This window comes from Bradyrhizobium sp. USDA 3262, assembly GCF_054060035.1.
This window is the reverse complement of sequence record NZ_JBSSCT010000001.1, coordinates 3958615-3981076: the sequence shown is the minus strand read 5'-3', so window position 1 is coordinate 3981076 and position 22462 is coordinate 3958615. Positions and strand designations below refer to the sequence as shown.

The following is a 22462-nucleotide window of genomic DNA, read 5'->3' as shown; positions in this document are numbered from 1 at the left end:
TCCCACAGGAGCCTTTCAAGAAGGACACAACTCATATCGAACTATGATCGAAATGCAGCTGCGCCGGGCTTCCCCGCAAACGGCGCCATAGCGATAGACGTCGGCCTTCGCGCTTTTATGCTGCGCGTATATAATTACATGGCCGCCGGCGTTGGCTTGACCGGCGCTGCAGCGTTTTTGACCTATCAGTTCACCCGCCCTGAATCGCTTCAAAGTCCGCTGATGTGGGTGCTAATGCTGGCGCCACTGGGACTAGTGTTCTTTATCAGTGCACGAATCAACACGCTGTCGGTGGAAGCTGCGCGAGGATTGTTTTTCCTCTATGCGGCCCTGGTCGGGATTTCATTGTCGACCATCTTCCACATTTACACACAGTCCTCGATCACCAGAGTGTTCTTCATCTCAGCGGCGGCCTTCGGCGCGCTCAGTATCTGGGGCTACAGTACCCAGCGAAGCTTGTCTGGATTTGGAACGTTCCTGCTTATGGGCTTGATCGGCATCATTATCGCTAGCCTGGTCAATCTGTTTCTGAGATCGAGCGGGCTCGATTGGATGATTTCCATTATCGGAGTCGGCGTCTTCGCGGGGCTCACGGCCTACGATACCCAGCGGATCAAGGGGATGTACGACGGCGGCGATGACACCACTTGGGCCGGCCGCAAGGCAGTGTTGGGTGCGCTGTCACTCTACCTCAACTTCATCAACCTGTTCATGATGATGCTGCGCCTGATGGGCGGCCGACGCTAGACCACGACGTCATTCTCGAGTGCGATCCGCTCGCCACTGCGCGATGAGGCGCGACGATTGAATAACAAGGGCGCTTTGGCGTGGGAATGTCTGCTGAGGGTCAACTCGGAAGTCGGAACGCGCAACCGTAACGTCCGCTTCACCTCCGACGCCTGACTTTCGATAGCCTGCGCGGCACTTCCGAAAAGGGCAGTGACCCGGGCGCCTACATTGATCCAGATCAACGGGCGGGGGCCGGCTACTATAGAGTTGCTCCGCTGAGATCGTTAGATACTCCCAACCCTGCCCGACATCGAGTGCTCGACGTATCATTGCTGCGCAAGCTGAAGGGATATTGAAATGATCACAGTTCCGGAACTGGTATCGCAAGCCTTGGGGTCGTTTCTAACGGCGGAAACGAAGGACCGGTTTGGCGCTTCACATGCCGGTTTGACTGAGCTGCTTCCGTTTGCGGCGAAGCTCACGTTGGAGTGCATCGGTAACAGCGACGCCCTGTACCACAACATTGAGCATACATTGCTCGTTACCCTTGCCGGACACGACATCTTAACCGGACGTGCGCTGTTGCGGCCGACGACAGCAAACGATTATGCGAATTTCATTCTGGCGTGTCTCACCCATGACATCGGGTACGTTCGCGGCATTGTTCAAGGAGATGAAGACGACTCCTTTATCGCAGATGTAAATGGCGGTACCATTCGTCTGCCTCGAGGATCGTCCGATGCCGCGCTTGCTCCGTATCACGTGGACCGTTCGAAATTGTTCGTCCTCGAGCGCCTGGACTCGGAAGAGCTGGATGCGAACCGCGTGGCCCGGGCAATCGAATATACCCGCTTTCCCTATACGCTATCCTCGAACGACAGTCTGATAGAAGAAGAGGGGTTGCTGCTGCGGGCCGCCGATCTTATCGGGCAGCTCGGCGATCCCCACTATCTGAGGAAGTCGAACGCGCTGTTCTACGAATTTGAAGAGGTCGGGCTCAACAAAACGCTGGGCTACGCGACGCCGGCAGACATCGTTTATAAGTATCCCCAATTTTACTGGAAGACCGCTGCTCCCCAAATTCAAACGGCGATACGCTATCTCAATGTCACTTCTCGCGGCCGTCGATGGATAGCAACTCTCTATGGTAACGTGTTTCGGGCGGAGCGTGAGATGAATCTGTCGGGACCGCAGCCGTAATTGGCGCCGTCTCGTAGCTGAACATGGTGACAGTGCCGACCACGAGCGCAGGTGGTTTGCCAGAATCCACTAATGGGTCAGGTTCGGGTCATAAGCCGCTCGATAACTACCGAACTGGGCAACTTCCGCTTTATGACGGGAAGCCGACGGTTATGAGTACCCGCCTAGCAGGCTGTTGAAAAAGGTGCTCGCCGCCGACCAGCGACCGTGATTCATTGGCTCCGACGAGATTCGGAGATGGGGCGTGCGCGGCGGCGACAATCGAATGGGCGAGCTGTTCAGCTACGTCGATCTGGAGGCGCGGGTGCGGCGTGACCATCCGCTGCGAGCGATCCGGACGATCGTGAACGAGGCGCTGTCGACGCTGGAGCGCGAGTTTGCCGCGCTCTATTCGCCGATTGGGCGGCCGTCGATCCCGCCGGAGAAGCTGCTGCGGGCGATGCTGTTGCAAGCGTTTTATTCGATCCGCTCGGAGCGGCTCTTGATGGAGCGGCTGGAATACGACCTGCTGTTCCGCTGGTTCGTCGGAATTGGCGTCGACGACGCAGCCTGGGACCATTCGGTGTTCTCGAAGAATCGCGACCGGTTGCTGGAAGGCGACATCGCGGCCAAGTTCCTGGCGGCGGTGCTGGCGCAGCCCAAGGTGAAGAAGCTGCTGTCGAGCGATCACTTCTCGGTCGATGGCACGCTGATCGAGGCCTGGGCCTCGATGAAGAGCGTGAAGCCGAAGGATGGCTCTGGCGAGCCGCCGGCGCCAGGCGGCGGGCGCAATGCCGAAGCGGACTTCCATGGCCAGAAACGCTCAAACGACACCCATGCTTCGACCACCGATCCGGATGCCAGGCTCTACCGCAAGGGCAAAGGCAAGGAGACGAAGCTGTGCTTCATCGGGCATGGGCTGATGGAGAACCGCCACGGCCTGCTGGTCGACGCCTGCCTGACGCGGGCCGACGGGCATGCCGAACGGGTGGCCGCGCTGCACATGATCGAACCGCGTGCCGACCGGCCGACAGCGATCACGCTTGGCGCCGACAAAGCCTACGACGCCGAAGACTTCGTCAACGAGCTGCGCTCGATGAACGTGACGCCGCATGTTGCGCAGAACACCAGCGGCCGCAGCTCTGCGATCGACGGGCGAACGACCCGGCACGGCGGCTATGCCGTCAGCCAGCGCATCCGCAAGCGCATCGAGGAGGCATTCGGCTGGATCAAGACGGTCGCCGGGCAAGAGAAGACCCGCTTCCGTGGCCGTGAACGCGTCGGATGGGCCTTTACCTTCGCTGCCGCCGCCTACAATCTGGTGCGGCTGCCCAAGCTGATCGCGGAGGCCGGCTGATGGCCAAGGTGCCCGGCTTCGCCAAGGCCTTTGCTGGCCGCTGGCGCATCGTCGAAATGGACAACTGGGACGGCGACTTCCTCGACCTCGTCGACGAGGCGCATCTCACCTTCAAGGGCAAGTCCGACGGTGAAATTGCCTTCGGTGCGCTAAACGGCTTCCTCGATGTCCGCTACGGCGCGCGAGACGGTTCGGCCTGCGCGGAGTTCTCATGGGAAGGGCACGATGAGAATGACCCCGCCTGCGGTCGCGGATGGGCTATGATCGGCACGGCGGGCAGGCTCGTCGGTCACTTCTACATACACAATGGCGACGATTCAGCCTTCGTTTGCGAACGCGGCTGAGTTCTTCAACAGCCTGCTAGGCCGTCGCGAGCGGCCTGACCCGCAAGCTCCCGCGCAGGCCGGCGCCGGTGCCGAGCATGATGCCGGCGATCGCGATGAGGGACGATAGCGAGAGCGTCGACAGTCCGGTCAGCCCCTGCCCGACCGAGCAGCCGAACGCCATCACGCCGCCGGCGCCCATCAGCGCGGCGCCGCTCGCCGAGCGCAGCATGTGCTGCGGCGACCGGTAGCCTTCGAGCTGGAAGCGCCCGGTGGCAATCGCCGTAAGCAGGCTGCCGGCGAACACGCCGAACACGGTGACGATGCCGAAATTCAGTGTCGAGCCGGTCGACAGCATCACATATTGCAGGGCGTCGGCGATCGGCGCGATGAAAGTCAGCGAGGTTACCGGCACCGGATTGAAATCATCCGCGCCGAGATAGCCGGTCGCGTACCAGCCCCCCGCCACCAGCAGGCCCACGATCAGGCCGGCCGCGATCTGGCCCGGCGACTTGCGAAACGGGGCATGAGCAAAGGCGAAGATGATCAGGACGGCTGATAGCACCGAGGCCGCCACCATCCGCGCCGGCACCGCGCCGAGGACGCCGATCGTCGGCATCGTGACCGCCGCCCTGCTGCTGGGCGAGCCGATCGATCTGTCGCTGGCGCTCGCCGCGGCGCTGATCGTCGGCGGCATCGCGCTGAGCGCGCTCGCGGATGCGCCGGCTCGTGCGCAATGAGGACCTGCACTCATAGATTCGTCACGTCCGCTTCGGTCTCGGAAGCTGACGTCGAAACCGACGTCGCTGCATGTCGGCCTTGGGCCAAAACCGGAAGTGGCCATTGCGAGCTGGCTTTCGGACATCAACTTCTGAGCCGGATCGGGGCTTTTTCAGTTCGTAGCCGCTTCGAGATTATCTGACGACTCGACATCAGTTGCGCCCAGGGCGTATGAGCGAGCCTACGCGGCTCAACAATGGCATTTTGGAGTGTTTCCGATAGTGGGCACCAGCGGTTTGATGTCGATTGACCTCGGGTTACGAGGCGCCGTCGTAGCACTGTGCCTGCTGATCGCATCTATGGCGCTACGCGATCGCCGCGATAGCACGGCCGCACTGCTGGGCGCCGCGCTCGCAATCGGCGCCGCGGCTTCGATGGTCTGCTCGGCGCCCACGTTCCCGCGGCCATTTGCGTGGTGGGGCCTGTTGCTACTGGCGTTGTCCAGCGCGAACTGTGTCGTGTTCTGGCTATGGGCGCGTGCTGCCTTCGATGACGAATTCGTACCACGGCCTTGGCATGGCGTCTTGTGGGCGGCCGTCGCCGTCGCACAATGGCTGGACGCCAGCGGAGTCACAAGATCGGCCGCGCTCGAGCTTGCGATCGAACGCACGCTGTCGTTTACCTTTCTCGGCCTCGCCCTGTTGGCGGTGGCGCAGACGCTTGTCACTTGGCCGGCGGACCTTGTGCAAGGCCGGCGTGGGCTCCGGCTGGTCGTCCTGATCGGCGCGTCGGCCCAAATCGTTCTCAACTCTTACTTGAGCTTCCTGCAGCAGCCCTCGCATCCCACTTTTTCTATAACTAGCGTCGCCAACGCCTTCGTTCTGTTCGTGTTAGTTGGTTTGAGCACATGGAATCTACTGGAGGCGGGGACGCGGAAAGGTTCGATCCTGCTGCCCGCAGCAAACGTCCCCTCCAGCGCGCCAACCAAGGCGTCTGACGCAACGATTGAACCGGCTCTCCTGCGCCGGTTGGAACAGCTCATGACCGTCGAGCGCATCTACCGGCGTGAGGGGTTGACCATCAAATTGCTATCCGTCGAGCTTGGCGTGCCCGAGTACCGGCTGCGGCAACTTATCAACGAGGGCCTCGGTTATCGCAATTTCAATGCGTTCCTCAATCATTACCGGATCGGGGAAGCCAAGGCAGCGCTGGTCGACCCTGAACAAGTAGAAGTCCCGGTGCTGACAATTGCCATGGACACAGGTTTCCAGTCGATCGGGCCGTTCAACCGCGCCTTCAAGGCGGCGACCAATTTGACCCCAACCGAATTCCGCCGTCTCTCAATGGCGGGAAATGCAGCCCGTGGCACGACCGATTGAAGAATCGGCCAGTCGTTTAGAAATCGGCCAGCCGAACTGCGGGAATCGGCGAGAAGGGATCGAAAACATTTGACAGACTGATGGGGATCCTTCCTCGCAATGAGCTGCGACAACGGGCCTCCTTATGCTGAATCAGCGGTTTACCATTCTATTGTCTTTCGCCGACGCCGGAAACGCACTGTCGCGCCGCTCGGCTCTGACCGGACTTGCGGCGAGTTTTGTTGCTGCGTCGGTCAAGTGGAGTTGGGCTGCCGAGAGTGGCGGTGGTCCGGTCTTTTCCGCTGGTGGTCCCGATGCAGAGCTTTACGGCGCCACCGAGGACTATCCGGTGAAGGATCGCTGGCGCGTTTACCAGCCCGGCAATCCGGCTTCGCCAAAATACCGCGTCGGGGCATTCAGTCACTACGACGAGATATTTCCAACGCGCTTGGTCAATCGTGCAGCCACGGCCTGGCCGTTCAAGCGAACGCAGGTGGATGTCAGCTACCAGTACAAGGGAAGCCGCTCTTCGCTTGCGGATTATCTGTCGCGCAATCCGGTGACGGGTCTGCTGATCGCAAAGGACGACCGGATTCTGGTCGAGCACTATCAATACGGCCGCACCGATCGAGACCGGCTGATATCGCAGTCGATGGCAAAATCGATTACGGGCATGCTGGTCGGTATCGCGATCTCGGAAGGCGCGATTAAATCTATCGACGATACCGCGGAGACCTATGTGCCTGGCTTGAAAGGCACCGAATATGGCGCGACGCCGCTCCGCGCGCTGCTGCACATGTCGTCGGGCGTGGAGTTCGGCGAGCAGGCCGACGAAGGCAAAGGCAGCGGCCGCGACCTCGATCGCTTGTGGGTCGACATGGTGCGCAAGCACTGGTTTTCCAACAAAGGCACCGTTGCCAGCATCGCGCAATTCAATCGGCGGATCGCGCCGCCGGGTACGCAATTCCGCTACGCCAGCATCGAAACGGATGTGCTTGGTCTGGTGCTGCGTTACGCAACGGGCAAATCACTCTCCGACTATCTCCAGGAAAAGGTGTGGCAGCCGATCGGCACGGAAGCCGATGCCAAATGGCTGATCGACGCGGAAGGCTATGAAGTGGCGCACGGCTTCTTCAACGCCGTGTTGCGCGACTATGCCCGGCTCGCCCGCCTGCTCGCCCACGACGGAGCATGGGAAGGCAAACAGATCATCCCGGCGCAATGGATGGTCGATGCAACCACGGTGCGCGCTTCCGACGGCTATCTGGCAAAGGCCGAGGGAGGGTTCGGCTACGGCTATCAGTTCTATCTGTTTCCCGGAAGCCGACGGCAATTCGCAATGTTGGGCCATCTCGGGCAGCGTATCCTTGTTGATCCGCCCTCGAAGCTGGTCATGGTGCAAACCGCCGTCGATGAAAAGTCCCCCGAAATCTGGCGACTATGGTCGGGCGTGGTCGCGCAGTTCGGGCAGGCTTGATCGGGTGCTTATTCCGTCTCAATCCGGGACCATGGGAGCAACGCGGCGTACTCGCACAATAAGGCACACTGACAGCTGATGAAATTGGCGGGAGCTTGCGTTGCTCGAACATCAGGTGTCCGGCGGCCCGAGATGGTGGCGGTCTCGACTTCCGCTCAGGGTCATGAGCCGCCGATAACTACCGAACTGGGCAACTTCCGCTTTATGACGGGAAGCCGACGGTTATGAGTACACGCCTAGGCCGTCGCGAGCGGCCTGACCCGCAGCGCGCCGCGCAGGCCGGCGCCGGTGCCGAGCATGATGCCGGCGATCGCGATGAGGGACGACAGGGAGAGCGTCGACAGTCCGGTCAGCCCCTGCCCGACCGAGCAGCCGAACGCCATCACGCCGCCGGCGCCCATCAGCGCGGCGCCGCTCGCCGAGCGCAGCATGTGCTGCGGCGACCGGTAGCCTTCGAGCTGGAAGCGCCCGGTGGCGATGGCCGTGATCAGGCTGCCGGCGAACACACCGAACACGGTGACGATGCCAAAATTCAGCGTCGAGCCGGTCGACAGCATCACATATTGCAGGGCGTCGGCGATCGGCGCGATGAAGGTCAGCGACGTCACCGGAACCGGATTGAAATCATCCGCGCCGAGATAGCCGGTCGCGTACCAGCCCCCTGCCACCAGCAGGCCGACGATCAGGCCGGCCGCGATCTGTCCGAATGATTTCCGGAACGGCGCATGGGCGAAGGCAAAGATGATCAGGACGGCTGATAGCACCGACGCCGCGACCATTCGCGCCGGCACAGCGCCGAGGCCGGTGCTCGCCAGGAGTGACGGCACCGAATTGGCGGCGACTGTTGCCTGTGACGCCTGCACCATCGCGATCCGCGCCGGGGCAATCAGGCCCTTCAGCGTCATTTCGGCGAAGATGCCGAGCACGATCACGACCACGAAGGAGCGCAGATTGCCGCGCCCCAGCAGCACCAGCGCTCGGGAACCGCAGCCGTTCGACAGCACCATGCCATAGCCGAACAGCAGCCCGCCGAGGAACATCACCGGCGCCGAGAAGGACGGCTGCAGATAGATCGACTTGCCGAGATCGACGAGGCCCGCCGCCGCCAAAAGCTGCGAGGCCGCGATCGCGACGCCCATCGCCAGCGCATAGGTGCGCACCAGGCGGCCGTCACCCTCCGCCCACCAGCCGCGCAGGCCGCTCATCATGCAGAAGCCGCTGAGCAGCCCGACCGAGCCATAGATCAGGCCGATGATCAGGGCGGCGATGATGACGATCGTGGCGGGGTCCATGGAAGTCCTTCAATTGCCTTCGTCATTGCGAGCGAAGCGAAGCAATCCATATCACCGCGGGCGGGAGAGAGTGGATTGCTTCGTCGCTTCGCTCCTCGCAATGACGGGTGGAATTAGGGCCGCAAAATCACGCGGTCACGCGACGAGCCTGCCACGGCAACAAACGCCGCCTTGGCCTGTTCCAGCGGATAGATCGCGCTCGGCTTGATCGGGAATGGCTTCAGATGTCCGCCGGCAAAGCCCGGCGCGAGCTCGCGCAACACCTCGCCGGTCGCAACCGACGACAGCGCAAGCGTGTCGATGCCGACATAGGTGTGCTGGCCGCGGTAGAATTCGAGGATGTTGAACTGCACGATGCGGTCGACCGCCGCGATCAGGATCTGGCGGCCGCGCAGCGCCAGCGACTTGTGCGCAGCCTGGAAATAGGGATCGCCGACCGTGTTGTAGACGATGTCGGCGCCCTTGCCGCCGGTCAGCTCGCGCACGCGAGCGGCGACGTCGGTGGCGGAGGCGTCGATCACTTCGACCGGCGAATTGCTGTGGCCCTCATAGGGCTCGCTCTTGCGCACCACGCCGATCACGCGCGCGCCGTGCCAGCTCGCGATCTGCACCGCGGCCTGCCCGACCTTGCCGTTGACGCCCATCACCAGCACGCTCTCGCCCGCCTTCGGCAGGCCGGCGCGGCGCAGGCCTTCCATCGCTGTGACGAAGGGCACGCCGATCCCGGCGGCTTCGTCCCAGGAAATGCCGGCGGGTTTCTCCACCACCGCATCGCGCTCGACCGCCAGATGCGTGGCATGGGTGCCGTCGCGGCGGATGCCGAGGTCGCCGGACGAGCCGAACACCTCACGCCCGATGAATTCAGCCGGGCCATCGACTACCACGCCGGCATAGTCGCGGCCACTGGTGCGCGGAAACACGGCATAGGGCATCAGCCCGGTCGCGGCCTTGACGTCGGACGGATTGACCGCCGCCGCCTTCACCTCGATCAAGACGTCGTTGTCGCCGCGCGAAAGTGCATGAGTCTCGACCACCGGCGCCACCGCCGCCGCGTTCTCCACCTTCGTCAGCAGGCGCACGCAGCGGGCGTCGACCGCGCGACTGTCTGGGTTGGAAGCGGATTGCATCCGTGTCTCCGGCCGAAGGGCATGGTGCCGAATTGAAGCCCTTATGGATCGGCTCCATGGTGGCTGTGCCCGCAACTAACGAACTTGTCGATTAGACTAAGAGGGCCGATCCGGCAAGCACGAGAGAGCGCTTAGTCTACCCCGGAAGGTGGAGTTTAGGAATGCGGCGATCGACGCGCAGAAAGCTCCCGTAAGGCGACGAAGTCGCCACGCACAAAGGCCTCCTTTTTCGCCCGGCTCCACTTCTTGAGCTTGCGTTCATTCTCGATCGCGTCCGTTATGCGATCGAACCATTGAGAGAAAACCAGCGTCACCGGGCGACGCGTCGCCGTGTAGCCGCCGAGTGTTCCGGCATTGTGCTGAGCAATTCTGATTTCCAATGCCGTACGCGTTATTCCAATGTAAAAGCTGCCATCCGCGCATCGGAGTATATAAAGGAACGCTCCTTCCGCCATCCTTCCCACCGCGTCTTCGCCTCTCGCCCTCATCCTGAGGAGCCGCGAAGCGGCGTCTCGAAGGATGGAGCCACCGGCGTGGCCTCATGGTTCGAGACGGCGCTTTGCGCCTCCTCACCATGAGGGGATAAAGTTAGGATTTCGGCCGCTTGTCGTAAACACGTTTCGCCTTGCCGAGCGAACGCTCCAGCGTCTCGGGCGCAACGACGCGGACGCGGGTCGAGATGCCGATCGTGTTCTTGATGAAGGCGGAGACCTTCTCGGCGTGCGCGGTCAGCCCTTCGCCGTCCCAGCTCTCGGGCCGGGCTTCGGCAAGCACCGTCATCTCGTCCATGCGGCCCTCGCGGGTCAGCTCGATGACAAAGTGACCGCCGCACCAGTCGGTCGCCAGCAGCGCTTCCTCGATCTGGGTCGGGAACACGTTGACGCCGCGCAGGATGATCATGTCGTCGGAGCGGCCGGTCACCTTCTCCATCCGCCGCATGCCGGGCCGCGCCGTGCCGGGCAACAGCCGCGTCAAATCGCGGGTGCGATAGCGGATGATCGGAAAAGCTTCCTTGGTCAGCGAGGTGAACACCAGCTCGCCTTTCTCGCCATCGGGCAGCACCTTGCCGGTCAGGGGATCGATCACCTCGGGGTAGAAGTGATCCTCCCAGATATGCAGACCGTCCTTGGTCTCCACGCATTCCTGCGCGACGCCGGGACCGATCACTTCAGACAGACCATAGATGTCAGTGGCGTCCATGTCGAACGCATGCTCGATCTCGACGCGCATCGCGTTGGTCCAGGGCTCGGCGCCGAAGATCCCGAACTTGAGCGACGATTTGCGCGGGTCGAGGCCCTGCCGCTTGAACTCGTCGAGGATCGCCAGCATGTAGCTCGGCGTCACCGTGATGATGTCGGGCCGGAAGTCGTTGATGAGCTGCACCTGCCGCTCGGTCATGCCGCCCGAGATCGGGATCACCGTGCAGCCGAGCCGCTCCGCGCCGTAATGCGCGCCGAGGCCGCCGGTGAACAGGCCGTAGCCATAGGCATTGTGCATCAGCATGCCGGTGCGGCCGCCGGCGGCGCGGATCGAGCGCGCCATCACATCCGCCCAGGTGTCGATGTCGGCCCTGGTGTAGCCGACCACGATCGGCTTGCCGGTCGTGCCCGAGGACGCATGGACCCGCACCAATTGCTCGCGCGGCACCGCGAACATGTTGAAGGGATAATTGTCGCGCAGATCCGTCTTCACCGTGAACGGAAATTTGGCGAGATCGGGAAGCTGCCTGAAATCGGACGGATGCACGCCGGCGGCATCGAACGCCTTCCTGTAGTGCGCGACATTGTCATAGGCATGCTTGAGCGACCAGGCCAGCCGCCTGGTCTGCAGCGCCATGATCTCGTCGCGCGAGGCGCGTTCCGCCGCATCGAGCTCGGCGCGATAACCACTGTCCTTGACCTTGAGCTTTGCCGTTGCCATCGACGTTTCCCCTGAAGCCTTTATCCCTTGATGTCCGTGTCGGGCAGCCAGGTGCCCGGTATCACGCGCGAATGCCCGCGGAATTCGGCGATCACGCTGTCGCCGGAGGTCACGCTCACGTCGTAGATTCCCGAGCGGCCACTGCGCGAGATCTCGCGCGCGGTCGCCACCAGACGGTCGCCGAGCTTGCCGGGCCGGATGAAAGTGACATTGCCCTGCGCCGCCACCGCGCGATCGTTGCGGCTGTTGCAGGCAAAGGCGAAGGCTGAATCGGCCAGCGTGAAGATGTAGCCGCCATGACAGATGCGCTGGCCGTTGACCATGTGCGGCTGCACCGTCATCGCCATCACCGCCTGCCCCGGCCTGATCTCGACGAGCTCCATGCCGAGACCCTTGCTGGCGTCGTCCTCCTTCCACATCGCCTCCGCGCAGGCGCGGGCGACGTCCTCGGGCGATAGCGTGGCCTTCACGTTCACATCGAACTCCCTGTGCGTGGGCCCGTTGCGGAGGGCCTCTCGGTGTCAAACCTTCGGTGCAATGCCTAAGGCACGTCAACACTACTTCTGTCATTCCGGGATGGTGCGCCAGCACCAGACCCGGAATCTCGAGATTCCGGGTTCGATGCTGCGCATCGCCCCGGAATGACGATCAACAATCAGACGTGGTCGTAATCGACCACGACCTTCTCGGAGCACGGCTTGGCCTGGCAGGTGAGGATGAACCCCGCCTTCAGCTCCCACGGCTCCAGCGAATAATTCAGATCCATCGGCGCCTCGCCTTCGACCAGCTTGGCGCGGCAGGTCGAGCACATGCCGCCCTTGCAGGCGAACGGCAGGTCCATGCCGGCGCGCAGCGCAGCGTCGAGGATCGACTCGCCGTCGGCTACCGGGACCTCGCGGCGCTTGCCGTCGATGATCAGCCCGGCAATCGCCTTCGGCGGCGCGCCGGCGGGAACGACGACCTTCGGACGCGGCTTGCCGCCGAATTCCGAGACGAAGCGCTCGACATGGATGCGCTCGTCGGCGATGCCGATCTCGCGGCAAGTCGCCTCGATGGTCTCGCTCATCGCGGCCGGGCCGCAGACGAAGACGTGATCGACGGTCTCAGCCGGCACCAGCGAGCGCAGCAGCACCCGCACCTTCTCGCCGTCGAGCCGGCCGTGCAGGATCGGAATGTCCTGCTCCTCGCCCGAGATGACGTGGAATACCGAGAGCCGCTGCATGAAGCGGTCCTTCAGCTCCTCCAGCGCCTCGCGGAACATGACGCCTTCGGTCGAGCGGTTGCCGTAGAACAGGAAGAAGCGGCTGTCCGGCTCGCGCGCCAGCACGCCCTTGATGATCGAGAGGATCGGCGTGATGCCGCTGCCGGCGGCGAAGCCGACATAGGTCCGCGCCTCGCCTGGCGCGTGGGCGACACCGAAGCGGCCGGTCGGTGTCATCACGTCGAGCTCGTCGCCGGCCTTCAGCTCGTCGGCGGCCCAGTTCGAGAATGCGCCGCCGTCGACCTTCTTCACCGCGATGCGCAATTCGCCGTCGTCAGGGCCGGAGCAGATCGAATAGGAACGGCGAACCTCCTCGCCGTCCATCGTGGTGCGCAGGGTCAGATACTGGCCGGGCGTGAAGCGGTAGTCGTCTTGCAGATCGTCGGGGATCGCAAAAGTCATCGAGATCGCGTCCGACGCCTCGCGGCGCAGATCGCTGACGGACAGGCGGTGGAATCGGGGCGTAAGGGACATCGCTTATTTCTCCCCGTCATTGCGAGGAGCGAGGCGACGAAGCAATCCATCGCTCAGCATGCGAGGAAGCATGGATTGCTTCGCTTCGCTCGCAATGACGGCCTTGGCGGCAAACAACGACATCATGGTCAATGACACTTGAAGTAGTCGAAGGGTTCACGGCAGCTCCTGCAACGCCACAGCGCCTTGCAGGAGGTCGAGCCGAATTCGGACAGCAGCTCGGTATCGCCTGACCCGCATTGCGGACACGCGACCGCCTGCTCGCCGAACAGCGCGCGGCGCGAGGAGCCCGGCAGCGGCGGCGCGATGCCGTACTCCTTCAGCTTGCGGCGGCCGTCCTCGCTCATCCAGTCGGTGGTCCAGGCCGGCGACAGCACGGTGCGGACCTTCGGCCTATGAATGCCTTCACGCTCCAGCGCGAGCTCGATCTCGAGCGCGATCATGTTCATGGCGGGACAGCCGGAATAGGTCGGCGTGATCGCGACCTCGACATGCCCGTCGTGGACCGCGACGTCGCGCAGCACGCCGAGATCGGCGATGGTCAGCACCGGAATCTCGGGATCGACCACCTGCGCGGCCGCGCTCCAGGCGCGCCGGCGCAGATCGGCATCGCTGAGCGCAACGGTCACCATGTTGCCCCCGGAAAGGTCCGCTGCATCGATTGCAGCTCGCTGAGGAGATGGCCGAGATGTTCGCTGTGGCTGCCGCTGCGGCCGCCCTGCTGCATCCAATCGCTCTTCGGCAACGACAGCGTCGCCTCGTTGATGATGCCGGTGACCGTCTTCAGCCAGCGCGGCTGCAGCGCCGCGGGATCGATCGCAATGCCGGCGTCGATCAGGCCGCGCTCACCGTCGTCGACCGCGAACATCTCGCCGGTATAGGCCCAGAGATCGTCGATCGCGCCCTGCGCGCGGCGATGGCTCTCCTCGGTGCCGTCGCCGAGCCGGACGATCCATTCCGACGAATGCCTGACATGATAGGCGCTTTCCTTCTCCGACTTCGCCGCGATCGCGGCGAGCGTCGGATCGGACGAGGCCATCATCGCGCGCCAGTAGAGATCGGCGAATGCCGCATAGAAGAATTGCCGCACCATGGTGCGGGCAAAATCGCCGTTCGGCTGCTCGACCAGCAGCAGATTGCGATACTGCCTGACGTCGCGCAGATAGGCGAACTTGTCTTCGTCGTTGCCCCGGCCTTCGACCTTAGCCGCGTAGCTGTAGAGCTCGCGGGCCTGGCCGAGCAGGTCGAGACCCATATTGGCGAGCGCCATGTCCTCTTCCATCGCGGGCGCATGGCCGCACCATTCCGACAGCCGATGGCCGAGGATCAGCGCATCGTCGGCGCGGCGCAGCGCGTAGAGCACCAGCGGCGTTTCGGAGACTTCGATGTTGGCGGTTGCCATGTTCTCATATCCTGTATCGACACATTCGAGCCTCATCCTGAGGAGCGCCGAAGGCGCGTCTCGAAGGATGGACCGCGGTCACTGCACGGGCCTCATGGTTCGCCTGGCGGTGCGAAGCATCGTCCAGAGACGCGCTGCGCGCTCCTCACCATGAGGGGGAGTGAAATTCACATATGCCCGACTTCGTCGGGGACGTCGTAAAAGGTCGGGTGGCGGTAGATCTTGGATTCCGCCGGCTCGAACATCATGCCCTTCTCGGACGGATCGGACGCGGTGATCGCGTTCGAGGGCACCACCCAGATCGACAACCCCTCGCCGCGGCGGGTGTAGATGTCGCGCGCGGCCTGCAGCGCGAGCGTCGAGTCCGCCGCATGCAGCGAGCCGACATGCTTGTGCGCGAGGCCATTGCGGCTGCGGATGAAGACTTCCCAGAGCGGAACGTTCGGCGTGGCCATCTCTAGCGCTCCCTTATTCTGCGGCTTGCGCGAGCTGACGGCGCTTGCGCTTCTCGGCATAGGCCATCGCGGCCTCGCGGACCCAGGCGCCTTCCTCATGCGCCTTGCGGCGCGCGGCGAGACGATCGCGGTTGCAGGGACCGTTACCTGCCAGCACCTGCTTGAACTCGTCCCAGTCGATCGGGCTGTGTTCCCAATTACCGTTTGCGTTCTGCTTCATGCCGGGATCGGGGATCGTCAGCCCAAGGAATTCGGCCTGCGGCACGGTGGCGTCGATGAATTTCTGGCGCAGCTCGTCGTTGGAGAAGCGCTTGATCTTCCATTTGGTCGAGGTGTCGCTGTGCTGGCTGACCTGGTCCGGCGGACCGAACATCATCAGCACCGGCCACCACCAGCGATCGAGCGCGTTCTGCGCCATCGCCTTCTGCTCCGCGGTGCCCCGGCACAGCGTCACCATGATCTCAAAGCCCTGGCGCTGGTGAAACGACTCCTCCTTGCAAACGCGGATCATCGCGCGCGCATAGGGGCCGTAGGAACAGCGGCACAGCGGGATCTGGTTCATGATCGCTGCGCCGTCGACCAGCCAGCCGATGGTGCCGATATCGGCCCAGGTCAGCGTCGGATAATTGAAGATCGAGGAATATTTCGCCTTGCCCGAGAGCATCGCGTCGACGAGCTCTTCGCGCGAGGTGCCGAGCGTCTCGGCGGCGGCGTAGAGATAGAGACCGTGGCCGCATTCGTCCTGCACCTTGGCGAGCAACGCGGCCTTGCGGCGCAGCGACGGTGCGCGGGTGATCCAGTTGCCCTCGGGGAGCATGCCGACGATTTCGGAATGGGCGTGCTGGGAAATCTGCCGCGTCAGCGTCTTGCGATAAGCGGCGGGCATCCAGTCGTTCGGCTCGATGCGCTCGTCGGCATCGATGCGGGCCTGGAACTGACTGGCACGGGCGACATCCTCGACGCCGCGATCGTCGCCGTCGGATGAGTTGAGCGCCTGCGTATACATGGCCGACCTCCCAATGTGTTGTTAGGCAGGAATATATAACACAAATTTCGAAATGCAATAGCTTTTTGTAATATGTTCAGACGCCCTCGAAACGGCGCGCCACCGCCCCGTTGGGCTTCGGCAGCGGCCCGTCCTCGTTGGTTGCGTGGTCGTCAAGCCATTGTTCCGACGGCGAAAGCAGCCCGCGATAGATCTCGCCGCAGAGTTTGCGCGCGGCCCTGCCCGGCCAATCCTTCGGCAGCAGCTGATACGGCAGCAGCGGATCGCGCAGCACGACCCGGCGGTAATGGTGGATCAGCAGGATGCGCGCGGTGAAGGCGTCGGCGTCGCTCAGCGTCTCACCGCGGATGATTGAGCCGTGCAGCGGCTCGAACGTCTTCATGAACTTCAGATAGGCATCCGCGGTGCGATCGAGCGGCCAGCTCTCGCTGAGCAACCGGCGCCCGCTGTCGTCTTCCGCGGAGACTTCGAGACGGATCGCGCGCGACGCCTCATCTGGGATCGGCACGCCCGACGGCGCGACCCACACGCCGGGCAGCGGGCTGCCGAAGCCGGCATTCTTCAACGCCTCGCGCGCGGCATCGCGGTCCTCGGCATTGCCGATCAACAGCAGTTCGAAGCGGCCGGTCCAGTCCGACGGCGGCGGATCGTAGATGTGCCGGGTCGCGGTGTCGAAGGTCTGCCGGCCCTTGGCGTTCAGCCGATAAAAACTGTTGCGGCCGACCTTGTTGCGCTCGAGCCAGCCGTCGGCGGCGAGCCGCGACATCGCGGTGCGCACCACATTGCCGTCGATGTCGAGGAACTTGAAGAATTCGAGCAGCGTGCCGAGCCACACCGAGCCGCCGCGCGGCACGATGGAATCTCCGAACACGGTGATGATGATCGAGCCGGTGCGTGACGGCTCGCGCTTCAGCTGGTCGACGATGCGGGCAAGCGGCTGCGGCATGCCTCAACGCATAGCGCGTTTTGTCGATTCACGACAATGCGCGAGCCAGCAGCCGGGCTGCATCCTTCGAGACGCGGCCAAAAGGCCGCTCCTCAGGATGAGGTCTGGCTTTGGTCCTCATGGTGAGGAGCGCGGCAACGCCGCGCGTCTCGAACCATGGACGTGGAGGCGATCTCAGCGATTGGGATCGGGATAAACGAAGCTGCGCCAGCCGCTGCGATCGAACGGCGCCCACTCGCCGTCCTTCTGCGCGAGGCGATCGGCGACCGCGTAGACCACGGCCGGGTGATGACCCATGCCGCAATGGCTGCTCTCGACCTCGATGCTGTCGGTCATCGACGAGGACTGCTCGCGGCAGCCCTGCCAGGCGCAGACGCCGTCGGTGCGGCTGAAGATCGCGGTGGTCGGCACCGGCGGCGCGCTGGCGAGCGAGCCGCCGAAACGCTGGTCCTCTTCGTCGGCGCGGCGGCCGCTGGCCATCTCGTAGACGCGCCAGGCGTTGGTCGACTTCGGGCCGGCGGCAAACGGGCTGCCGAGCGTGATCACCTGGCGCACGCGCTCCGGCATCATCTTGGCGAGCTGGCGCGCATAGAGGCCGCCGAGGCTCCAGCCAACCACCGAGACCTTGCGGCCGGTCGTTTCATTCATCTCCTGCAGCAGCTCGACCATCCCGTCCTGCACGCCGGCGCGAAGCCCGAGATTGCGGCCCTGGCGCCAGCCGCTGACGGCGTAGCCCTTGCTCCTGAGAAAGTCGCGCAGCGGCCGGGTCGACATGTCGGAAGCAATCAGCCCCGGCAGCACCAGCACCGGATGCCCATCGCCGCGCGGCGCGAGGCTGAGCAGCGGCAATGCACCAAGAAAGGCGCCGAGCTCATGAATGGCGCGGCCTTCCAGAAACATCAGCGTCCTGGACGGCGGGCGTAGCGTCTGCGCAGCAACGGACATTTCAGCTCCTCTTCCGGCAGGCCGCCGGCAATGGGACCAACGAGAATGGGTCAACGGAATTGACGCAAACCCGGCGGAATCGTTCCGCAACGCAACAATCTGTCCTGAAAAGCTAGGGAACCGGACACTTTCGTGCAAGCGGTCCAGGTCACACTTGCCACAACTAAAGTGACGTTCGTGCCCAATCGGTCACAGCAGCCGCAGCGTGTACTCCAGGGTGTAAAGCGCGAGGCCGGCAAGCCCGCCGATCAGCGCGCCGTTGAAGCGGATGTATTGCAGGTCCTTGCCGACATTGACCTCGATCAGGGAGATCAGCTGCTCCATGTCCCAGCCCTTCATCTGGTCGGCGATGAAGCTCGAGACGCCGCTCTTCTGCTCGGCGACGACGGTGCGCAGGATCGCGACCAGGCCCTGATTGATCTCGCCGCGCAGGTCGGCGTCGCCGTCGAGCGCGTCGCCGGCCTCGACCAGCATTCGCGCCAGCTGATGCTGCAGCACCTGCGACTCGCCCGAGGCGCTGCGTTCGATGAAGTCCTTGACGTTGGCCCAGATGGTGCGCCCGAGATTGGCCAGCTCCGGCCGCGCCATCAGATCGCGCTTGAGACCGTCGATGCGATCGGCGAATGCCTTGTCGCTGCCCAGCCGGTCGACAAAGGACAGCAGCATGCGGTCGAACTCGCCGCGGAACGGGTGCTGCGGATCGTTGCGCACTTCCTCGAAGAATTTCGTGGCGGAAGCGATGATCCGATTCACCACGAACTTGTCGGCGCGATAGAGCCTGAGCAGCGTCGGCATCTCGGCGCGGACCTTGTCGCGGATCACGGCCATGGTCTCCTGCTGCGTAAGCGTCTGGTGCAGCACGCGCAGGATGTCGTCGAGCAGGCCGCCATGCTTGCCCTCCTGCACGAAGCCGCGCAGCGCGCCGGCCGCGAGCGGCGCGAGGTCGATCGAGAGCACCTGCGTCGTGACGCGGCGGCTGATGAACTGCATCAACCCCGAGCTCTCGGTCGCCGCGAACGCTTCGGGCAGCATCCGCAGCACGAAGCGGGCGAGATCCTCGGAGCGTTTGCGGTCGCGCAGCCAGTCGGCGATGAACGAACCGAAATCGATCTCGCGCAGCTTGGCCTCGACCGGCCCCGACTCCAGGAAATTGTTCTCGATGAACTCGCCGAGCTTCTCGGCGATGCGCGCCTGATTGCTCTGGATGATCGCGGTATGCGGGATCGGCAGGCCGAGCGGACGCTTGAACAAGGCGACGACGGCATACCAGTCGGCGAGCCCGCCGATGGTCGCGGCCTCGGCAAATGCCGCGATGAAGCCGAACACCGGATGCACCGGCAGCAGCGCTTTCGCCGCGATGAAGATGATGAAGGTTGCCGCCAGCACGCCGGTCGCCAGCCACTTGACGCGCCGCAACTCGGCCGCGCGTTCGACGTCGACTGGCGTTGCGATGAGGGTGGCGGGAAGGGTCATGGGGTTTCGCAGGGGTGACGAACGAAGCATAGCATGGCCCCACCGCCGTCATTCCGGGGCGTGCGAAGCACGAACCCGGAATCTCGAGATTCCGGATCGCCGCTTCGCGTCGTCCGGAATGACGGTGGACACATGAGCTATGAAGGACACCGCCAAAAAAGAAGGCCCGCAAATGGCGGGCCTTCGAAAAGGGCAGTCGGTCAGTGCAAGCGCGATCAGGCGGTCTTGCCGTAGACCTTGGCGAAGTTGTCCTGCGCGGTCTTCGCACCGTCGGTGACGAGCTTGCCGAGATACTCGGTGGTGGCCTTCGCCCGCGAGACGAACAGTTCGCCACGCGCACGGGCCAGCTCCGACTGGATCTGGGCGGCTTCGCTCAGCGACTTGGCGGACGCGAGCTTGTCGATGCCGGCGAAGAACGCCTCGGCGTCCTGGTAGATCGCCTGCTGGATGTTGCGGCTGATCTTGGCGGCTTCGGTCACCGAACCGGCAACAGCGGACTCGATCACGTTGGTCACCTTCTCCGAGCCGGCATAGGCATCGGCAGCGCGGGTCTTGGCGGCCTCGGCCTGCTTCTTCACGAACTCACGGGCGGCTTCCGGAACTTCCAGGTTCTGAAGCTTGGTGAACGCCTCGGTGACGGGCGCGAAGGCTTCCTTGACGCTGTTCAGCACGGAATTGGTTTCGGTGGTCATTGGGGTCTCTCCATCCTCAGGTTTGAGCTATGGGCTCACCCCGTCCGGTTTGGCCCGGGGCAACGGTGTTATGACACACCTCATGGTGCGCCGCAACATCGATGTTGCAGCACGACATCACGAACCTGTGAGCAGCACGAAGATCCGGCAGATTGCCTAGAGAACCAGCAGGAAACGGTTTCTAATTACCACTGACCGCGTCGGACACCCCGTACGCCTCCATTTGAGCCCGGACCTGCGCCACATTGTGCCCCAGCACGACGATGTCGTGGGTCTTGCCCTCGACGTCGCGGACATGGTCGCGCAGCAGGGCCTCCGCCTTGAAGCCGAGGCTCTCGAACAGCGCGATCGCCGCCCGCTGGTCGACGGTCATCTGCACCGAGAACTTCTCCAGCCCGGCACCGAGCGCGATGGCGAAGGTCTCCTGCGACAGCGCCCGGCCGACGCCCTGCCCGCGCACGTCGAGCGACACCACCATCCGGATCTCGCCGACATGCGGCGACCAGGAATGCGGATCGCGCACCAGGGTGCCGCAACCGACCACCTTGCCGTCCTTGATCGCGAGCAGGCTCGTGATGTCGCCGCGCTCGATCTCGTTGATCCAGGCCGACAGTACCTTCGGCTGGCTGATGTTGCGCGGCAGGAACAAGAGATCATGCGTCGGCAGCTTTTGCGCGAAGGCCAGCACCGCGGCCTCGTGGTCCCGAATCATCAGGCGAAACTCGATGTCGCCCGCCTCGGTCTTGACGCGGCGCGGATAGGAACGTTGTTCGGTCATGTCGATCTCTCTCAAGTCGACCCTTCTTAGGTCGATCTCTTGCCCAGCCAGGAGTCCAGTTTCGGCCACAGCCGCTTGATTGCGTTGGCGCCGGCGACCAGCGAGACGTGACCGCCTTTCAGCATCACCTCCTCCTTGTCCTCGGAGCCGATCTTGGTGATCAGATGTTTTGCCGCATCATACGGCACGATGTGGTCGTGCTCGGCGACCGCGTGCAGGATCGGCACCTTGATGTCGGCAAGCTTCGCCTCGCGGCCGCCGACGGTCATGGTGTCGTTGTAGAGCTTGTTGTCCCACATCAGGTCCTTGGTGATGGCGCGGAAATATTCGCCCGCGAGCGGCAGCGTGTCGGTCGCCCAGCGATCGAACATCCGGTACGACTTGACGAACTCGTCGTTCCAGATGTTGTCCCAGAGCTGGATCTGGCCGACGACACGGGCGGCCGGCCGCAACATGTCGAACGATTGCAGGATCAGTTCGGGCGGCATGTTGCCGGTGCTGTCGATCAGGCGGTCGACGTCGAAATAGCGGCGGTCGGCGAAGTTCGAGAACAGCTTCATCTCGCGGAAATCGATCGGCGTGGTGAAGCAGATCAGGTTCTTCATCGGCCCGTCGTTGAAGATCGAGCCATAGAGCAGCGACAGCACGCCGCCGAAGCAATAGCCGATCACCGAGACGTCCTTTTCGCCGGAATCCTGCTGCACGCGGCGGACCGATTCCGGAATGAAGTCGAGGACGTAATCCTCCATGCGCAGCGATTTTTCCTCGGGCTTCGGCGCAGTCCAGTCCAGCATGTAGACGTCGAAGCCGCGCTTGAGCAGGAACTCGATGAAGCTCTGCCCCGGCACCAGGTCGAGGATGTAGCCGCGGTTGGTGGTCGCCATCATGATCAGCACCGGCACGCGATAGACTTCGTCGGCCAGCGGCCGGTAGTGATAGAGGTTCATGGTGCCGCGCGAATACAGCACGTCCTTCGGCGTCGAGCCGAGCGACGGGCCGGAGCTCGAGAAATACTCGACGCCCTTGATGCTGCGCTGGATCGCGCGCTGCACCTCGGACTGCACCCGCTCGGAGATCGAGGCGAAATCAAAGGGGGTGGGAGCATTCATTTGCTGCCTCCCTCCGCTGGCGGCTGCTTTGTGCGCGGTGGCCGAGGCGTTGCGCCGTGGCCGTCGTCCGGCGCCAGCGAATTGTGGTGCACCTGCTGCAGCAGCGTCTTGATCTCGTTGAGCTGGTTCTCCATCGATTGCAGGCGCTCGGCCATGCCGACGAGCTGGGCGCGGCTCGGCAGGTTCATCGCCAGCAGATATTTCTCCATCAGCTCGCCAAGCTGCTTCTGCGCGCCGGCCGCGACGCCGCCGGCCTGGTTCATCGCCTTGGAAAATTCCGGCGAGGTCATGAGCTGGTTGCCGAAGGAGTTGAACCCCTTCTCCATCTCGCCAATCATCGTCTGCCAGATCACGGCAGGGTCGTTGCCCTTGTCGGCCATGCGGCGCTCCTCCACACCAAATCCGAGCGCTTGCCGCGCTTCCATTTGTTTCTGCCATA

23 protein-coding genes and 1 pseudogene are annotated in these 22462 nt (G+C 63.5%); 6 read left to right on the top strand and 18 right to left on the bottom strand.

Going from position 1 to position 22462, the window contains the following annotated elements; translation table 11 throughout:
• Positions 1–33: 33 nt before the first annotated feature.
• The 4 genes from ACVWYP_RS18245 (at position 34) to ACVWYP_RS18230 (ending at position 3609) form a co-directional block, all read left to right on the top strand.
• Positions 34–747, top strand: a complete 714-nt coding sequence (locus ACVWYP_RS18245) for a Bax inhibitor-1/YccA family protein (protein ID WP_439711195.1) — start codon at positions 34–36, stop codon at positions 745–747.
• A gap of 339 nt (positions 748–1086) precedes the next feature.
• On the top strand, positions 1087–1929 hold the full coding sequence (locus ACVWYP_RS18240; RefSeq protein ID WP_304499287.1) for a metal-dependent phosphohydrolase: 843 nt from the start codon (positions 1087–1089) through the stop codon (positions 1927–1929).
• Positions 1930–2173: 244 nt separating this feature from the next.
• Complete coding sequence (locus tag ACVWYP_RS18235; protein ID WP_038387925.1) at positions 2174–3265, top strand: IS5 family transposase; 1092 nt, start codon at positions 2174–2176, stop codon at positions 3263–3265.
• The gene (locus tag ACVWYP_RS18230; RefSeq protein WP_018268887.1) at positions 3265–3609 is read left to right on the top strand and encodes a hypothetical protein; all 345 of its coding nucleotides are present in this window, start codon (positions 3265–3267) and stop codon (positions 3607–3609) included. Before ACVWYP_RS18235 ends, ACVWYP_RS18230 begins: the two co-directional genes overlap by 1 nt.
• Positions 3610–3625: 16 nt before the next feature.
• Here ACVWYP_RS18230 and ACVWYP_RS18225 read toward each other — a convergent pair.
• Positions 3626–4279: pseudogene (locus tag ACVWYP_RS18225) on the bottom strand (YeeE/YedE thiosulfate transporter family protein); the annotation flags it as partial.
• A gap of 310 nt (positions 4280–4589) precedes the next feature.
• Between ACVWYP_RS18225 and ACVWYP_RS18220 the strand changes: the two are divergent.
• Both ACVWYP_RS18220 and ACVWYP_RS18215 read left to right on the top strand, forming a co-directional pair.
• Positions 4590–5687 carry a helix-turn-helix domain-containing protein gene (locus ACVWYP_RS18220; protein ID WP_456684124.1) on the top strand — a complete coding sequence of 366 codons (1098 nt, stop codon included), beginning with the start codon at positions 4590–4592 and terminating at the stop codon, positions 5685–5687.
• A gap of 124 nt (positions 5688–5811) precedes the next feature.
• On the top strand, positions 5812–7143 hold the full coding sequence (locus tag ACVWYP_RS18215) for a serine hydrolase domain-containing protein (protein ID WP_304499285.1): 1332 nt from the start codon (positions 5812–5814) through the stop codon (positions 7141–7143).
• A gap of 236 nt (positions 7144–7379) precedes the next feature.
• Here ACVWYP_RS18215 and ACVWYP_RS18210 read toward each other — a convergent pair whose 3' ends face one another.
• The 17 genes from ACVWYP_RS18210 to ACVWYP_RS18130 all read right to left on the bottom strand — a co-directional run bounded on the left by ACVWYP_RS18210 (position 7380) and on the right by ACVWYP_RS18130 (position 22403).
• Positions 7380–8435, bottom strand: a complete 1056-nt coding sequence (locus ACVWYP_RS18210) for a YeeE/YedE family protein (protein WP_304499284.1) — start codon at positions 8433–8435, stop codon at positions 7380–7382.
• A 113-nt stretch (positions 8436–8548) separates the two neighbouring features.
• Entirely contained in the window at positions 8549–9562 is a 1014-nt protein-coding gene (locus tag ACVWYP_RS18205) for a quinone oxidoreductase family protein (RefSeq protein ID WP_304499283.1), read from the bottom strand.
• A gap of 155 nt (positions 9563–9717) precedes the next feature.
• Positions 9718–10017, bottom strand: a complete 300-nt coding sequence (locus tag ACVWYP_RS18200) for a GIY-YIG nuclease family protein (protein WP_028338783.1) — start codon at positions 10015–10017, stop codon at positions 9718–9720.
• Between the two features lie 133 nt (positions 10018–10150).
• Positions 10151–11482, bottom strand: coding sequence for a phenylacetate--CoA ligase PaaK (paaK, locus tag ACVWYP_RS18195; RefSeq protein ID WP_304499282.1), 1332 nt, complete (start codon positions 11480–11482; stop codon positions 10151–10153).
• A gap of 20 nt (positions 11483–11502) precedes the next feature.
• Positions 11503–11958: a hydroxyphenylacetyl-CoA thioesterase PaaI gene (gene paaI, locus ACVWYP_RS18190; protein WP_304499281.1), complete on the bottom strand. Its 456-nt coding sequence runs from the start codon at positions 11956–11958 to the stop codon at positions 11503–11505.
• Between the two features lie 179 nt (positions 11959–12137).
• Positions 12138–13217, bottom strand: coding sequence for a 1,2-phenylacetyl-CoA epoxidase subunit PaaE (paaE, locus tag ACVWYP_RS18185; protein WP_304499280.1), 1080 nt, complete (start codon positions 13215–13217; stop codon positions 12138–12140).
• 128 nt (positions 13218–13345) lie between these two features.
• On the bottom strand, positions 13346–13849 hold the full coding sequence (gene paaD, locus ACVWYP_RS18180) for a 1,2-phenylacetyl-CoA epoxidase subunit PaaD (protein ID WP_304499279.1): 504 nt from the start codon (positions 13847–13849) through the stop codon (positions 13346–13348).
• The gene (gene paaC / locus ACVWYP_RS18175; protein WP_304499278.1) at positions 13843–14619 is read right to left on the bottom strand and encodes a 1,2-phenylacetyl-CoA epoxidase subunit PaaC; all 777 of its coding nucleotides are present in this window, start codon (positions 14617–14619) and stop codon (positions 13843–13845) included. Before paaC ends, paaD begins: the two co-directional genes overlap by 7 nt.
• A gap of 167 nt (positions 14620–14786) precedes the next feature.
• Positions 14787–15074 (bottom strand): 1,2-phenylacetyl-CoA epoxidase subunit PaaB, encoded by a 288-nt coding sequence (gene paaB / locus ACVWYP_RS18170; protein ID WP_024579339.1) that lies wholly within the window; start codon positions 15072–15074, stop codon positions 14787–14789.
• A gap of 13 nt (positions 15075–15087) precedes the next feature.
• Positions 15088–16080 carry a 1,2-phenylacetyl-CoA epoxidase subunit PaaA gene (gene paaA, locus ACVWYP_RS18165; protein ID WP_092083264.1) on the bottom strand — a complete coding sequence of 331 codons (993 nt, stop codon included), beginning with the start codon at positions 16078–16080 and terminating at the stop codon, positions 15088–15090.
• A 76-nt stretch (positions 16081–16156) separates the two neighbouring features.
• Positions 16157–17026 carry a phenylacetic acid degradation operon negative regulatory protein PaaX gene (gene paaX / locus ACVWYP_RS18160; protein WP_304499277.1) on the bottom strand — a complete coding sequence of 290 codons (870 nt, stop codon included), beginning with the start codon at positions 17024–17026 and terminating at the stop codon, positions 16157–16159.
• A 174-nt stretch (positions 17027–17200) separates the two neighbouring features.
• A complete protein-coding gene (locus ACVWYP_RS18155) occupies positions 17201–17971 on the bottom strand; it encodes an esterase/lipase family protein (protein ID WP_304499276.1) in 771 nt (256 codons plus the stop codon).
• Positions 17972–18160: 189 nt separating this feature from the next.
• The gene (locus ACVWYP_RS18150) at positions 18161–19444 is read right to left on the bottom strand and encodes a DUF445 domain-containing protein (RefSeq protein WP_304499275.1); all 1284 of its coding nucleotides are present in this window, start codon (positions 19442–19444) and stop codon (positions 18161–18163) included.
• A gap of 215 nt (positions 19445–19659) precedes the next feature.
• Positions 19660–20136 carry a phasin gene (locus ACVWYP_RS18145; protein WP_028331816.1) on the bottom strand — a complete coding sequence of 159 codons (477 nt, stop codon included), beginning with the start codon at positions 20134–20136 and terminating at the stop codon, positions 19660–19662.
• Between the two features lie 181 nt (positions 20137–20317).
• Positions 20318–20914 (bottom strand): GNAT family N-acetyltransferase, encoded by a 597-nt coding sequence (locus ACVWYP_RS18140; RefSeq protein WP_038383826.1) that lies wholly within the window; start codon positions 20912–20914, stop codon positions 20318–20320.
• 26 nt (positions 20915–20940) lie between these two features.
• A complete protein-coding gene (locus ACVWYP_RS18135) occupies positions 20941–22023 on the bottom strand; it encodes a PHA/PHB synthase family protein (RefSeq protein WP_304499274.1) in 1083 nt (360 codons plus the stop codon).
• A complete protein-coding gene (locus ACVWYP_RS18130; protein WP_028338794.1) occupies positions 22020–22403 on the bottom strand; it encodes a hypothetical protein in 384 nt (127 codons plus the stop codon). The genes ACVWYP_RS18135 and ACVWYP_RS18130 overlap by 4 nt, the downstream gene beginning before the upstream one ends.
• Positions 22404–22462 lie beyond the last annotated feature (59 nt).